Source organism: Echinicola sediminis (assembly GCF_054777495.1).
Window position 1 is genome coordinate 1 of record NZ_BAAHAP010000005.1, and the last position, 14,990, is coordinate 14,990.

At 43.0% G+C, this 14,990-nt stretch carries 8 protein-coding genes; 3 read left to right on the forward strand and 5 right to left on the reverse strand.

Annotation, left to right across the window (positions count from 1 at the left end; genetic code table 11):
* Positions 1-1,533: 1,533 nt before the first annotated feature.
* The 3 genes from ACYVAA_RS02200 to msrA all read right to left on the reverse strand — a co-directional run bounded on the left by ACYVAA_RS02200 (position 1,534) and on the right by msrA (position 5,606).
* Complete coding sequence (locus ACYVAA_RS02200; RefSeq protein ID WP_460538394.1) at positions 1,534-4,281, reverse strand: hybrid sensor histidine kinase/response regulator transcription factor; 2,748 nt, start codon at positions 4,279-4,281, stop codon at positions 1,534-1,536.
* Between the two features lie 157 nt (positions 4,282-4,438).
* Entirely contained in the window at positions 4,439-4,957 is a 519-nt protein-coding gene (gene msrB / locus ACYVAA_RS02205; RefSeq protein ID WP_460538395.1) for a peptide-methionine (R)-S-oxide reductase MsrB, read from the reverse strand.
* Positions 4,958-4,994: 37 nt separating this feature from the next.
* The gene (msrA, locus tag ACYVAA_RS02210; RefSeq protein ID WP_460538396.1) at positions 4,995-5,606 is read right to left on the reverse strand and encodes a peptide-methionine (S)-S-oxide reductase MsrA; all 612 of its coding nucleotides are present in this window, start codon (positions 5,604-5,606) and stop codon (positions 4,995-4,997) included.
* Positions 5,607-6,047: 441 nt separating this feature from the next.
* On the opposite strand from msrA, the gene ACYVAA_RS02215 reads away from it, so the two are divergent.
* The gene (locus ACYVAA_RS02215; RefSeq protein WP_460538397.1) at positions 6,048-6,731 is read left to right on the forward strand and encodes a 3-keto-disaccharide hydrolase; all 684 of its coding nucleotides are present in this window, start codon (positions 6,048-6,050) and stop codon (positions 6,729-6,731) included.
* A 106-nt stretch (positions 6,732-6,837) separates the two neighbouring features.
* Here the strand turns inward: ACYVAA_RS02215 and ACYVAA_RS02220 are convergent, their stop codons facing one another.
* Both ACYVAA_RS02220 and ACYVAA_RS02225 read right to left on the reverse strand, forming a co-directional pair.
* Positions 6,838-7,017, reverse strand: coding sequence for a histone H1 (locus ACYVAA_RS02220; protein WP_460538398.1), 180 nt, complete (start codon positions 7,015-7,017; stop codon positions 6,838-6,840).
* 270 nt (positions 7,018-7,287) lie between these two features.
* Positions 7,288-8,616: a DUF6600 domain-containing protein gene (locus tag ACYVAA_RS02225; RefSeq protein WP_460538399.1), complete on the reverse strand. Its 1,329-nt coding sequence runs from the start codon at positions 8,614-8,616 to the stop codon at positions 7,288-7,290.
* 1,244 nt (positions 8,617-9,860) lie between these two features.
* Here ACYVAA_RS02225 and ACYVAA_RS02230 point away from each other — a divergent pair.
* Together ACYVAA_RS02230 and ACYVAA_RS02235 are read left to right on the forward strand one after the other, a co-directional pair.
* Entirely contained in the window at positions 9,861-13,010 is a 3,150-nt protein-coding gene (locus ACYVAA_RS02230; RefSeq protein WP_460538401.1) for a SusC/RagA family TonB-linked outer membrane protein, read from the forward strand.
* 17 nt (positions 13,011-13,027) lie between these two features.
* Entirely contained in the window at positions 13,028-14,581 is a 1,554-nt protein-coding gene (locus ACYVAA_RS02235; RefSeq protein WP_460538402.1) for a RagB/SusD family nutrient uptake outer membrane protein, read from the forward strand.
* Positions 14,582-14,990 lie beyond the last annotated feature (409 nt).

A 14,990-nucleotide genomic window follows, 5' to 3' on the forward strand; every position in this document is an offset into this window, starting at 1 on the left:
GGCCCTTTTCAGGGCAGAGGTATTGTTATAATAAAGTAAGTATGGTTTGCCCTTAAGACGGGACATTGACAACCGCGTGTTCTGAGCAAAGGTGAAACTGGAACAAACCATATCTCTATTCTGAAGTTCCAAGTTGGCTATAGAAGAAGTTTTGAGATTTTTAAGAAGGGTTTGTGTAGCAAAAAAATCCCCTCTGAAGTTTATGGAGCAGTTTGGAAAACTGCAGCGGTGGATGTCTACTTGGAGATATCTAGATGATACCCTTTTCAGGGCTAAGGTATTGTATTAACAAAGTAAATAGGGTTTGCTCTTAAGACGGGACATGGACAACCGCGCGTTCTGAGCAAAGGTGAAACTGCTACAAACCATATCTCTATTCTGAAATTCCAAGTTGGCTATAGAAGAAGTTTTGAGATTTTTAAGAAGAGTTTGTGTAGCAAAAAAAACTCTTTTGAAATTTATGGACAGTTTGGTAAACCGCAGCAGTGGATGTCTACTTGGAGATATCCAGATAGAGCCCTCTGCCCATAGGGCAGGATTTGGATAACCCCGGGTGCAAGCCCGGGGTGGAGTATATATACCAACCCTAGAGCCCCAAAGGGGCGACACAAAATGGTTCTGTCATGAAAGATTATTCTGTTTTTTTTGATAATTTAATCATACTCAATTAGGGAAAGGAATGATGTAATTCAATATATTAAACGGCAAAAGGACCATCATCTTTCGGAATCCTTTTATAATGAATATAAAAGGTTTTTGATGGAGAACGGTTTTTTTTTGATGAGAAGTATATGCTTGGTTAATTGCGAGGTTTCACCCCTTTCGGGGTTCAGGGTGGGGTAGGCTCACGGTACCCCCCGGTTGTCACCGGGGGATATCCAGATGAGGCCCATTTCAGGGCTGAGGTATTGTCTCAATATAGTAAATATTGGATCAAGCAATATTTCTGAGGGCGAGGAATTTCAAGCGTAAATTTTAGATAGTCTGTACAGGAAAAAGGGGATCAGGCAATATTCCTGAATGACAGATCAATCTGATATAAAACTTCCCTTTTCCTATCAGTATAAAGTTATTATAAACCACGGATAAAAAGGATGCACACAGATTTTTAATGGACTGATAACCGCATCTGTGTTTATTTTTATCCATCTGTGGTTAATAAAAAAGAACAATAAAGAAGGTATAACAAAGCTAAAATATTCCTGTCTCCCCAACTTTTCCGCTTGATCCTAAATATTGCTTACCCTTAGGGCGGGACTTGGACAACCGCGTGCTCTGAGCAAAGGTGAAACTGGAACAAACCATATCTCTTCTGAAGTTCCAAGTTGGTCATACAAGAAGTTTTCAGGTTTTTAAGAAAAGTTTGTGTAGCAAAGAAATCCCCTTTGAAGTTTATGGAGCAGTTTGGTAAACCCCAGCGATGGATGTCTACTTGGAGATATCCAGATGAGGCCCTTTTCAGGGCTGAGGTCGTGTATTAACAAAGTAAGTATGGTTTGCCTAAGCAACAGGTGCAGCGTCTGCTCCTAGGAATTACCCCGCCTTTTGCTGCTCCCTGAAGTCAGAAGGAGTTTGGCCAAAATGGTTTTTGAAAGCGGTAGAAAAATAGGCGGATGTGGTAAAGCCCACCTTAAAGGCAATATCCGCAATCGGCAGGTCCTCATTGATAAGTAGGTGCTGGGCTTTTTTGAGCCGGACCTTGTTGATGTAATCATTGACGCTGTAACCAAGCAGGGCTTTTACTTTACGGTAGAGCTGTCCTCTGGAAAGCCCTATTTCCTCACAGATTTCATTTACGCCAAACTGAGGTTTGGAGATGTTCTTTTCCACAACAGCGGTAAACTCACTGACAAATTTTTTGTCCAGGGAAACTTTGCCGGCTTTTGGCTTATCCACTGGGAGTTCATGCACATAGTGTTCCCTCAGTTTTTGACGGTTTTCAAGCAGCATTTTTATTCTTTCCAGTACCAGGGTGAAGCTGAAGGGCTTGGAAATATAGTCATCCACGCCCAAACGGATTCCTTCAATACGTTCTTCCAGCCCTCCCTTGGCGGTAATTACGATGATGGGGATGTGGGAAGTCCGCATATCGCTTTTCAATTTTCGGATGATTTCAAAGCCGTCTTTATTATGCAGCATCAGGTCGCAGGTGATCAGGTCCGGGACTTGATCAATGGCTTTGGCGATACCGGTTTCAATATCTTCTGCTTCCAGCACATGATAGTATTTGCCCAATTGGGCTGATAAGTACTTTCTGATTTGCTCCTCATCTTCAATGATAAGGAGGGTTTGCTCTTTGTCTGTTTGGGCAGAGGTGGTGCTGAGGGGAAAGGAAACCTCTTCCATGAAGCCAATATTTTCTTCAGAGAAGTATTTTTGGGCGGCACCTTCTAAAATCTCCGAATCCTCAAAGTGGCTTCGACCAAGTTTGAGGCCAACTTCAAACCTAGTGCCCTCACCAATTTGGCTTTCTACCGTAATACTTCCGTGGTGGAGGTCGATGAGTTCTTTGGAAAGGGCCAGGCCGATACCTGTACTGTTTTTGGAGAAAGATTCCCCCTGATAAAACCGGTCAAAAATGTGGCCAACACTTTCGGGTTTCATGCCAGATCCGGTATCCTCAACCTGTATTCTTACAGTGTTTTCCAGTTCGTCCCTTTTTACTTTCACCATGATGCTTCCTTTGTCCGGCGTAAACTTGAAGGCATTGGAAAGGAGGTTAAACATGACCTTGTCCAGCATCATAGGGTCAAACCATGCTTTGATGCTTCTGTCATCAGCCAGTAACCTAAGGGTAATCCCATGATCCTTTGCTGTTTTTTGAAAGGATGAAAGAATATCCTCCAGAAAAGGGATCAGCTCCTGCTCGGTGGCTTTGATCTTCATTTTGGCATGGTCGATCTTTCTTAGGTCCATCAGCTGGTTGACCAGGCGCAAGAGTCGCATGGTATTGTTACGGATCAAGTTGAGGTCATTTTTAAAGGGAGCGGCCTCTTTATGCTGCAAAAGGTCTTCCACTGGAGCCTGAATGAGGGTCAAGGGGGTCCTGAATTCATGCGAAATATTGGTGAAGAACTCAAATTTCTGCTGCGTGGCCTCTTCGGCTTTTTTGGAGAATTCCAATACCTTGTCCTTTTGCTGGAGGATTTCCTTGTTTTTGCTTTGAAGCTCCAGGTTGATTTCCTGTTTTTCTTTCAGGGATTTAAAAACATAGGCCAGGGAAATGATGGCGACAAAAAGCGTCAGTCCAAAGCCAAAAAGGAACGTTCTTTGGCTTTGGTAAATCTCCATTTGGACATTGATGCGCTCTTTTTGACGGGTGATATTGTCCTGCTGGTCAATGATCTTGTCCGTTTGTTGTTTGATGATTCGGACATTGGAGGAGTCCACCACAGCCGTTTGGAGGATGTTTTCCTTTTGAACCTGCTTCCCCGAGAGGATATTGTAAGCTACCTCAATGGCTTTGTCCCCTCCAGTAGGGTAGAAAAAGGTAGCGTCGAGTACACCGTCAGTAACGGCCTGGATACCTCCATAGGGACCGGGGAGTGCATCTACCCCCATGAATTTTTTGTTTTCCACGCCCATTGTTTTCCAGATTTCATGAGCACCGATGGCCATGACATCGTTATGTCCGAAGACCAGGTCAAAATCAGGCCGGCTTTCCAGCATCAGGTGGGCTTTGAGCCTGTTTTTTGCGGTATCTTTTTCCCACTCCCCATTGATTTCAGTTACGATGTTTACCTCGGATCCGCTTAAGGCATTCAATAAGCCCCGGTGGCGTTCAATGGCCGGAGAGCTGCCACGAAGCCCCCAAATCTCCAAAAGTTGACCTTTTCCCTTTAATACATTTCTGATGTATTGGCCAGCTGTATAGCCTACCTCATAGTTGTTGCCGCCTACATAAGCCGTATAAAGGTTCGAGTTGATTTTTCTGTCAATAACGACCACAGGGATGCCTTTCTGGAAAGCTTCTTCCACAATGGGGGTGATAGGGGCAGATTCATTCGGGGAAACAATCAATAAATCAATGTCCGATTCCATGAACTCCCTGATCTGTCTGATCTGCGTTTCGTTGTTCCCTTTGGCATCTTTGATTTCGAGTGACAGCTCGGGATAAAAACTGAGTTCCCGGAACATTTCCTCGTGCATGGCCTTTCGCCAGGCATCAGCACTGACGCATTGGGAGAAGCCGATTTTATATTGGGCTGTCTCTTGACGCGGTCCACAGGAGGAGAAAAGGCCGGCCAGTAAAAGTAGCAGTGTCCACACAAGGGGTTTCATAGTAGCTAAGAAGGACGTTGGATTATTTGGGTAAAATTAAAGGCGGACGGTTTAGTTCCATCCGCCTTTGATAAATCTGCATCTATTATAAGGAGATATTGTCTGAAAATAAAAAATATTGGGATGAATTAATGATTGGTGAAAGCGGCTAGGCCAATCATTTATGTCCCAAGGTTCCAAATGGCTCAAAATCCAGGGATACCGAATTCATGCAGAATCTTTTGTAGGTCGGGGCAGGCCCATCATCGAAAATGTGTCCGAGATGGGAGTCACATCTTCCGCATAGCACCTCGATTCTCTCCATGCCATGGGAAAGGTCTTCCTTATAAATAACACTGTTTTTGCGGACTGACTCGAAGAAACTAGGCCAGCCGCAGTCACTTTCAAATTTTGCTTCTGAGAGGAAGAGTTTATTGCCGCACACTGCACAATAATAGGTTCCTTTGGCATTGCTGTCCCAATATTTTCCCGTGAATGCCCTTTCAGTGGCTGCTTCGCGAGCGACAGCGTAAAGGAAGGGGGGGAGGATTTCTTTCCACTCAGCATCGGAAACTTCCAGTTTGGTGGTGTCCGTTCTGGAATAATAGGGATTGTCTTTTTCTCCCTGGCTGTTCTGTCCCAGGCTGCAGCCATATAATGCGGTGAGAAATAAGCTTATGATGAGTAATCTTTTCATGGTAGCTGTTTTTAGAATCAAGATAAGGTTGACCGCCTTACTTGAGTTTTTCTTTGAAGACTTTTTTGAATTTGTCCAGCTTAGGGGTAATCACATACCTGCAATAAGCTTGGTCTTTGTTCAGGTTATAGTAGTTTTGGTGATAATCTTCCGCCACATAGAAGTCCTTAAGAGGTGTTACTTCGGTAACAATCTTCTTGGGATACACTTTTTCTTCATTTAATTTCTTGATATAATAGCTGGCTTTATCCTTCTGTTCCTTGGAATGGTAGAAGATGGCACTTCTGTATTGTGTGCCTACATCATTTCCCTGTCGGTTGAGCTGGGTAGGGTCATGGGAGACAAAAAAGGCTTCCAAGAGCTCATCATAAGAAATGACATCAGGATCATAGGTTATGGACACTGCTTCGGCATGGCCCGTATTACCCGTGACCACCTGCTTGTAGCTAGGGTTTCGGACAGTACCCCCTGTATATCCCGACACTACTTTTGAAACTCCCTGCAACTGGAGAAATTGGGCTTCTACGCACCAGAAGCAACCAGCGGCGAAAGTAGCAGTGTCTAGTTTTGACTTGTTTTCAGCAACTTCGGCATTTGTGGTGAAAGCGGTGGTGACTAGGATTAAAACCACCAGCAATAGATTTTTCATGATTTTATGGGACTGAATTGTTAAATAGGTACTCAATAGGTTTACACTAGATAGTTACGTGAAAAAGGACCAAAATGGTTTGTATATCCAATTTATAACAAAAGGACGGATCAAAACAGGTATTTAAGAAAATTACCCTTAAGGTCATGAAATTAAGCCGCCATTCTCAAATTGAATAGAACAGGTACGATCTATTCACCACTGCCGCCGAAATGTTCTGCGGTTAAAGTGTAGATATAGTTCATGACACATCGTTCCTGGCTGTTTTCTGGATTAAAAAGTGGGGTAAAGAGGTGATTTTGATTTAGTAATAGTTAAAAATGAAAATTAATTTCATAATATAGTCGGATTGTTTTGTGACGACCTCAAAGGAAGTTTGGCCCTAATGATATCCAGAAATGGTATTGCTTTAGTATTTAATAAATCAGACAAAAATAAACTATGGAAATTGAAACCGAAATCATTCAAAATTCAAGAAGAACTTTTCTAAAAAGAGGAATCCTGGGCGTGTTAGGGGTAGGGCTGTTTTCTGATGGATTGATGGCTAAACCTTCTTTTGTTCAGCTTTTCAACGGGCAAGACCTGAGCGGATGGGTAGGAAACAAGACGGACTATGTAGTGGAAGATGGGGTATTGGTGATAAGGCCGGACAGAGGAGGGAGTGGAAACCTATATACCGAAAAGGAGTACGGCGACTTTCACTTTAAGTTTGACTTTTTGCTGACTCCAGGAGCTAACAATGGTTTGGGCATCCGTGCCCCACTAAAGGGGGATGCGGCCTATATGGGGATGGAATTACAGATATTGGACAATACTGCCGAGAAATATGCCAACTTAAAGGAATACCAATACCATGGCTCGGTATATGGTGTTCTCCCTGCCAAAAAGGGTTTTTTGAAGCCTGTAGGGGAATGGAACAGTCAAGAGGTGATTGCAAAAGGGGATAAGATCAAAGTGATATTGAATGGTCATACGATTTTGAATGGGGACATTAAAAAAGCCAGTCAAAATGGAACTGCAGATGGCAAAGATCATCCAGGTTTAACCAGGGAAAAAGGCCATATTGGTTTTTTGGGGCATGGGGATGTCGTTAAATTCAAAAATATTTGGATCAGGGAATTGTAAATGGTTTTCCCTAAGAAGGGGCAATCGTCTTAAAATAAAGGGGCCACTTACCAAATGTAAGCGGCCCTTTATTGATTACACACCTTGTCTCAGGTAAAAGAAGATGTTATTTGCTTGAGTTCTTGATCTCAGTAACTTCTTTTCTGATATCCTGTGCTAAATTTTTGATAGTCTGCATACCGTTTCTTACTCGTGTACCAGCTGCTTTGTTGCCTTTTTCGTAGAACTTTTCGAAATCATCTTCTAAAGAATGGATCAAATCCTTAACTTCTGTGAATCTGCTCATAATATTAAATTTTTAATTTTAATGGTGTTAAAAACGTGAATATAGGGAGATTATTTAGTTTTCAATGTTTTTTGGTCGGTAGTTTTATTAATCTATGTTTTTATACATGTTTTTTGGCAGTGCTTACCTCTTATCACTAATTAAGGACTTTTAAAATGCCTGGTTGAAATAGGGAGACCTTGGTAATAAAATGTGTTTGAATACCAGTTTATTATAAAATAAGGCATGACAATAGTTTCTGTCATGCCTCTTGAGTTGAATGATATTACTTTAATTATTTCCCCTGGATCTGCTACTTCCAGATCTTCTGGAAGAAGAAGCACTCTGGCTTCTGCTTTTTACAGCAGGGCTTGATTTGCTTACCCTAGAGCTGGTGTTTCTATTGCTTACGGCAGGCCTGCTTCTTACATTGGGCTGGCTTGACTTTGTATTCACCCTGCTTCTAGAAGGAGTCGTTACACGGTTCGTACTGTTTCTGTTTGACTGACGAACATTGGGAGTACTGCTTTTTTGCGTAGATCGTGTTCTGTAAGCAGGTTGGTCAGACTTTGTCTGTTGTCTACTGCCTGAATAACGGGAGTTGCTGTTTCTTTGGTAGGGCACAGCTTTTACCGGATTATTATTGCTGCCAGAAGACCTGACGCTTGAATTTGCTCTGCTTGGATTGCTGCTTCTGTTGGGTTGTGCCACACGGGGGGTACGCGAAGAGGTTCCTCTTTCTGCGGCTGACCTGCCGTTGGTACTGTAAGATCGCCCAGTAGTGCTGTTATTGCCCCTGACTGCCTCCGATCTTGATGTTCTGGCTCTTTCCGGAGAAAGTATTCTGCTAGGTCTGGCTTGTTGATTTTGTCTACTGGAAGTAGCCCTTACCTGTGGCCTGTAAACGGAAAGTGACTCTCTGCTTACTTGGGCCCGACCGGGTCTTCTACTGTTATTGACCTTGTAAACTGGAACCCTGCTTCTGCTGTACCTTTCAATTTCCCTTCTTCCAGGGCCAGCAACGTATCTATTATTGTTATAAACCACCGTATTATTGATTACGGTAGTATGGTTATAGATATTTACAATGTTTCTTCTGGGTGCGTAATACCTGTAAACATGACGATGGGTAAACCTTCTTCTAGGAACAAAAACCCAATGAAAGCTAGGAATATTGATACCGACACTGATGGAAAGCCCCGGGGCCAATGGCGCCCAGCCATAATATCCTCCGCCGGTTCTCCAGTTTACCCAAGCGGGTCCCCATTCATAACCTGGTACCCAGGCCCATCCATAATGATTGTCATAGAACCATCTGCCATAATGAAATGGAGCCCATCCCCAATCGTAATTGGATACCCAGGTATTGCCAAATTCTGTCATTACCCAATGGCCATTGGTGCCATAGGGATGGAAGCCGCGGTCCACATAGGGAAGCCATATGTAGCCGTACCTTGGGTCATTTACCCAATCACCGTAGGGAGTAAGTTCATCGTAAAATACTTGGAAGGATACGCCAAAGCCTTGATCAGCTTTGGCTGCTTTGGGATTTAATACTGTAAAGGCCATTAACATAATCAATGTGGCCCCCAACCATCTTTTTATTTTCTTCTCATTCATAATTACTGTGGTTTAGTTTTGTAGGTAAACTGAAGTAGTAGTTGTTAAGGTTGGAATTGGTTTCCGTTGTGGTAGCGGTGTTTTTTAATGTACTGGTAATTAAGAGCCAAAGTTTACGGTTTCTTAAATTTTTTTGTAGCAAACTTGGATTTTACAAGAAAATAAGCTAAAACCGTTCCGTTTTTTGGGACACTGATGCTTTGGTGAATAAAATTTTGAGCTAAAATGATTTAAAAGGAATGTAAATGGGCATGATTTATAGAAAAAAATCACTTGATGAACTCCCTTTCTTAGTCTTTGTCCTCAAATCAGGCCCTTGGTAGGGATAGCAGAATTTTGCTAAAAAAATATTGGTATAGCTGAAAAGACCCCAGCGGCCATAAATTGTAAAACCACCTCTTTCAACTTGTCCGCTTTAGCGGAAAATGTCAAGTAATCTACAAATAGGATGTTTAACTCGATGTAAACCTGTCTGAAACCAAATAGATCTGTGAAATCCCATCTTCGACGGACAGGCTGTGAGACAGCCTATTACTGGTGTGATTAAGGATTAGCACTAAAAATAACTAGCGTCCGACCAAATTCACCAAGTCTTATGACAAATTGCTCTAAACGAAATTGGCTAAGATTTTCTGGGGCCTTTAAAATTACCTCTTTCCATAAAGGAGTCCTTAAGAAGTCCCTTTTAGAGATGTAGGTTGAAAATCAGGCCATTACTTTGTTTTATGCATACTTTCTTCTACAGCAAAAGATCTACTTGATGGAGCAGTTTTTAAGCTTGTACTATAATTATAGGGTTTATATCGAAAGATGTTATTAGTTGATGTGAAAAAATTAACTATATAAAGGGTGTATTAATAAATAATTTATTTATTGTTTGGTTTAATCAAATAAAATAAATTAACTATTTTGTTATTTGAATAAATTTGTTAACTTTAATTAGTTTATAGTCAGGTGTTTTCCTTCTAATCAAAAGTAATTTTGTGTAAATTGAAAACAATATTGATAGAAAAGTTACAATTATTGGGATAAAATCCAATTGGATAGAAAAAATTCAGTCTATCGAACAGCAGTCGGTGAAACAGCAATGTTTCAGATTTCGCTTAAAGCCTAGTAATCACTCCATATTGAACTCTATAGAAAACCCCAACCTGTAGAGAAGCACCCTTAGAAACCTCGCTGTTTCGAATTTGGCTTTAGGTCAATTATAATTTGTCGGAACCTTAATAAAAACCCTAAATTCTATGAAACAAATTCTACTTGCCGTGTTTTGCATGGCATTACTATTTAGCCTGGATTTGCAGGCACAGACGAGAGTGCTGACCGGCACCGTGATTGGTGCCTCAGACGGTGAACCTATTCCAGGAGTCAATGTACGGAATCCTGCTACCAATACAGGTACGGTGACTGATTTGGATGGCAATTACTCCATAAGTGTTTCCAATGAAACGGTCCTTGAATTTTCCTTTGTAGGATATGTTGCCCAGCAATTTACCGTTGGTAACCGGTCCACATTGGATGTGACGCTGGCAGAAGACCTAGCCGAACTTGGTGAGGTCGTGGTTACAGCTTTGGGGATTGCCAAAGAGAAGCGTGCACTTGCCTATTCAGTGACAGAGGTGAAGGGAGATGATCTGATCGAAGCGCGAGAAATCAGCCTTGGGGATCAGATTCAAGGCCGTATAGCTGGTGTGAATGTGAGTAATATTGGTTCTGGTGTGGCTGGTTCCAGTAGGATTGTAATTCGCGGAAACTCTTCCTTAAGTGGTCAAAACCAGCCTCTTTTTGTGATCGATGGTATTCCCATGGACAATTCCCAGTTAGGTAATGCGGGTATGTGGGGTGGAGTAGACTGGGGGGATGGCCTTACCAGCCTTAACCCGGATGATATAGAATCCATGAGTGTACTGAAAGGGAATACTGCAGCGGCTCTATACGGTTCCAGGGCCTCCAACGGGGTGGTTTTGATTACTACCAAGAAAGGGGTTAACCGAAAAGGAATAGGTGTGGAGGTGAATTCCCAGTTTACCGCGGATAGGATCATCAATCGATTTGATTTCCAAGATCAGTATGGACATGGAAACGCCGGTGTAAAACCGGCCAATGCCGGACAGGGATTCCTCTACGGTTCTTCTGCTTGGGGAGGAAGACTGGATGGTTCCATGGTTCATCAGTTTGATGGGGAGCAAAGACCCTATGTGTATGCAGGGGATAATTTTGACCGCTACTACAGGACAGGTACCACTTGGACGAATACAGTGGCTTTGAGCGGGGGAAATGACAAACAAACTTTCCGTTTTTCCATGTCGGATCTTAGAAATGAAGCCATTACTCCCAATTCGGGTATGAACCGTCAGACGGCAACCTTGTCAACGAACGCCAATTATATAGACCGTCTTACACTTTCCGCTAAGATTCAATATTCCAGAGAGGACGTTCAAAACAGGGCAAGGCTATCGGATGCGCCCGGAAATGGTAATGCCACGCTTTCTGTTTTGCCGCCAAGTATCAATGTGAACGACCTCAGGGGAGATCCGAATAAACTGGGAGCAAGGGCTGATGGCTTTGAATTGCAATATGTAGACAACGTGTTTACGCAGAATCCTTACTGGGCGGCTTATCAATTTGAAAACTCCAACATCCGAGACAGGATTCTAGGTTCGGCCATGGTCAGGTATGATTTTACGGACTGGCTCTATCTTCAAGGTAGAATTGGCTCCGACTTCTATACCTCCCGAAGAAGAAGTCTGGAACCTTATGGTACAGCCTATATTCAATTGGGTGCCCTGAATGAAGAAGAGCATAGGGTAAGGGAAACCAATATGGACTGGATGCTCGGATCAGATTACAAATGGGGGGATTTCGGGATCAGCGCATTTGTGGGTGGCAATGCCATGAGCAGAAAGTATGAAGTGTTGGGAGGCCGTGCCACTAATTTCAATGTGCCGTTTCTACATACCCTGCCCAATGGAGGGCAACAGTCCATTGTTTACAATATTTCAGAAGAGGGAATCAATTCCTTGTACGGATCAGCTGAATTTTCCTATAAGAACTTTTTGTTCATCAATGCTACGGCGAGGAATGACTGGTATTCTACCCTGCCGGTGGACTCTAATGACTTGTTGTTCCCTAGTGTCGGGGGTAGTTTTGTCTTCTCTGATGCCTTTGAGCTTCCCTCATGGATTTCATTCGGTAAAATAAGAGGGTCTTTTGCCAGTGTAGGTGGAGGTACGGATCCTTATCAGTTGATTCTTAACTATAGCCTTTTTGGTCAAGGTCATTTGGGGGCTGCATTGGGTAGGATTGATCAGACGAGTGTGCCTAACAGCCAATTGAAGCCTTTGAGAACCGATGAATTTGAAATCGGCTTGGATATAAGGTTTTTTGAGGACCGATTGGGTATAGATTACGCCTATTATAACAGGGAAACCAAAGACGATATCATTCAGGCAACCATTTCGCAGACATCGGGATATGGGAATGCGACAGTAAACGTCGGAAAAGTTTCCAATTCCGGGCATGAATTTTTGATAACCGGATCGATTCTGGAAAACAGCCAGATGAGATGGAATTCCAGCTTGAACTTCTCTTATAATCAAAACGAAGTGGATCAGCTGTTTGGGGATTCCAAGGTGCTTTCTGTTGAGTCTGCCAGAGGTGGAGGAGCAAATATCCAGCACAGGATTCCTTATACCGATGAGGAGACCGGAATGTTTATGGAAGGTGGCTATGGTGTGATTGTCGGCTTAAAGCACATGACGGTAGATGGACAAAAAGTATATGATGCCAATGGCCTTCCCGTTCAGGAAAGTGGTTCTTTTTACCTTGGAGATGGTGTGTCACCATGGTCCGGGGGATGGAATAATAACTTTGCTTTCAAGGGCTTTACTTTGGGCTTCCTGTTGGACTTTAAGTTTGGCGGGGCACTTTATTCCGGAACCAATTCCAATTCCTATTCCAATGGTATGCATAAGGCTACCTTGGAAGGAAGAGAAAATGGTTTGACTGTCACCGGCTTGGATGTAAACGATCTGGACGGTGGTACCAAAACATGGAATATCGCTGCCAGTGACCCCAATAACCAAGGCATAACGACCGTGCAGAATTATTACAGCAGGTATGCTTCCATTACTGAATACTTTGTGTATAGTTCGGATTACGTGAAGTTGAGACAGGTTTCGGTAGGGTATGTTTTCCCCAGCAGTCTGTTGAGAAACACTCCATTTACCTCGGCTAGTTTGTCCCTTATTGGTAGAAACTTATGGTTGATTCACAGCGATGTGGATAATATTGATCCAGAGTCCACCTACAGTTCATCAAATGGACAAGGGCTTGAATGGTACGGTGTTCCGCAGACCCGAAGTTACGGTTTTAACCTAAGTGTCAAATTCTAACAGGAATCTCCAAAACTATGAAAACGATAAAAACAATCTATATAAAGATAGTCGCGCTGAGCATAATGCTCTTGGTGACCATGAATGCCTGTAATACGGATAATTTAGCGGAGCGCAACATAGATCCTCGGGTGGCCAGTGAGATCGATCCTGGTTTTATCCTGGCTTATACGCAACTTCAGACTTCTGGAGAACGCTTTGAAAACTGGAGGACGGTCATGATTTTCCAATCGGTGATGATCCAGCATTTTGCCGCCCTGGCCACCTACTGGGTAGGGGATAAGTACCTGCACAATGATCAGTACTCCGCCGCTCTGTGGGATAGGGCCTATGTGAATTACATCAAAGACCTTGTAAACCTAGCGGACATTACAGATCCTAACAAGGAAGGGAGTGATCCTGCGGAAATCAATTACCATGCTATTGCGAGGATTTGGAAAGCCTTTGCTTTTCAAAGAATAACTGATATCTACGGAGATGTGCCCTACTTTAATGCGGGAAAAGGCTTTATCGAGCAGGACTTCTTCCCGGCTTACGATCCTCAAGAGGAGATTTACCCTGACCTGTTGAATGAGCTGGAAGTAGCAGCGGGCTTGCTGGATGCTTCCCAGCCCAACCCGGGAAACCAGGACCTTATCTACGGAGGTGATATCGAAAAATGGCGAAAATTCGCCCACTCCCTTATGCTGAGGATAGGAATGCGGTTGACCAAAGTGGCGCCAAATATGGCCCAGGAATATGTTGCCAAAGCCATTGCGGGCGGGGTGATGACAAGCAATGACGATATTTGTTTCATCCAGCACACAGATGGACCGGCAGGAATCAACAGAAACGGTATCGGTGAAGTGTTTAATTACGATGCCAGTAGTAACAGCTACACCAATGATGACCAAGGGGTCTTGAGCAAGACGTTCATTGATTGGTTAGTGGCACACGGGGACCCAAGAGTGGAAAAACTGAGTTGGGTGAAAAACGGAGGGGCTCCCATGGGCTTGCCAAACGGGTACGATGGAAACACTATTCAGAACTTTGATCCATTGTATACTACTTCCGCTAGAAGGGATGATTATAGCAGGATCAACCCGCTCTTTGTACTTAGAGAGGCCCCAATGGTTTTCCAGACCTATGCAGAGGTGGAGTTCCTGTATGCAGAGGCTATTGAACGAGGTTGGGTCTCCGGAAATGCGGCTGACCATTATGCGGCAGGGGTAACCGCTGCGATGAAGCAGTATGCCGTGTATGATCCAAGTTTGGAAATTTCAGATTTGGAAATCACTTTATACTTGGCCTTAAACCCCTATATCCCTTCTGAATGGGACAGGGTTTTAGGTGAGCAATATTGGGCAGCAACCTTGCTCAATGAGTATGAGGCCTATGCCAATTGGAGAAGGACTGGGTATCCTGAATTGACCCCGGTCAACTATCCCGGCAATGAAACCAACGGAACGATTCCAAGACGATTGAGGTACCCCGCAGCTGAAGGAGCCAATAACCCCGAAGGGTATTCTGCTGCCATCGCAAGACAGGGACCGGATACTTACACAACAAGGATGTGGTGGGATGCTGAGTAAAGGTAAATAAGTCTATTTATTCAATTAAGGTCATCCTTATTTTATTACAAAAGAGCCTCAGTTTATTGTGCTGGGGCTCTTTCATTGATGTCATGTATGGTATGGTTACCCTTTGAAGGGATAAGTGTTCGCCAAATGACCTTCTATTAGGGACCTCATGAATAAGTACGGGTGTTTTTACAAAATTATTCATTATCAGTACTTTATTAAGGTATTATTGCTTTATGGTTTAATGTTTGGCAAGATAATTTTTGAAAGACTGTCGGTTATGTGATATTTAATTCAAAGTACAGGATAATTGAATATAAATTTTTGATAATATAAGTGGTATTATTGTTATTTTTTAGTTTATAATTTCGTCAAAGTAAAAATAATAAGTAAAATATTTGGTATTTCAAGGTAAATCCCT

What these genes read in the sequence shown, in the direction of transcription:
- ACYVAA_RS02200 (WP_460538394.1), bottom strand. Translation starts at nt 4,281, where the DNA reads ATGAAACCCCTTGTGTGGACACTGCTACTTTTACTGGCCGGCCTTTTC.
- msrB (WP_460538395.1), bottom strand. Translation starts at nt 4,957, where the DNA reads ATGAAAAGATTACTCATCATAAGCTTATTTCTCACCGCATTATATGGC.
- msrA (WP_460538396.1), bottom strand. Translation starts at nt 5,606, where the DNA reads ATGAAAAATCTATTGCTGGTGGTTTTAATCCTAGTCACCACCGCTTTC.
- ACYVAA_RS02215 (WP_460538397.1), top strand. Translation starts at nt 6,048, where the DNA reads ATGGAAATTGAAACCGAAATCATTCAAAATTCAAGAAGAACTTTTCTA.
- ACYVAA_RS02220 (WP_460538398.1), bottom strand. Translation starts at nt 7,017, where the DNA reads ATGAGCAGATTCACAGAAGTTAAGGATTTGATCCATTCTTTAGAAGAT.
- ACYVAA_RS02225 (WP_460538399.1), bottom strand. Translation starts at nt 8,616, where the DNA reads ATGAATGAGAAGAAAATAAAAAGATGGTTGGGGGCCACATTGATTATG.
- ACYVAA_RS02230 (WP_460538401.1), top strand. Translation starts at nt 9,861, where the DNA reads ATGAAACAAATTCTACTTGCCGTGTTTTGCATGGCATTACTATTTAGC.
- ACYVAA_RS02235 (WP_460538402.1), top strand. Translation starts at nt 13,028, where the DNA reads ATGAAAACGATAAAAACAATCTATATAAAGATAGTCGCGCTGAGCATA.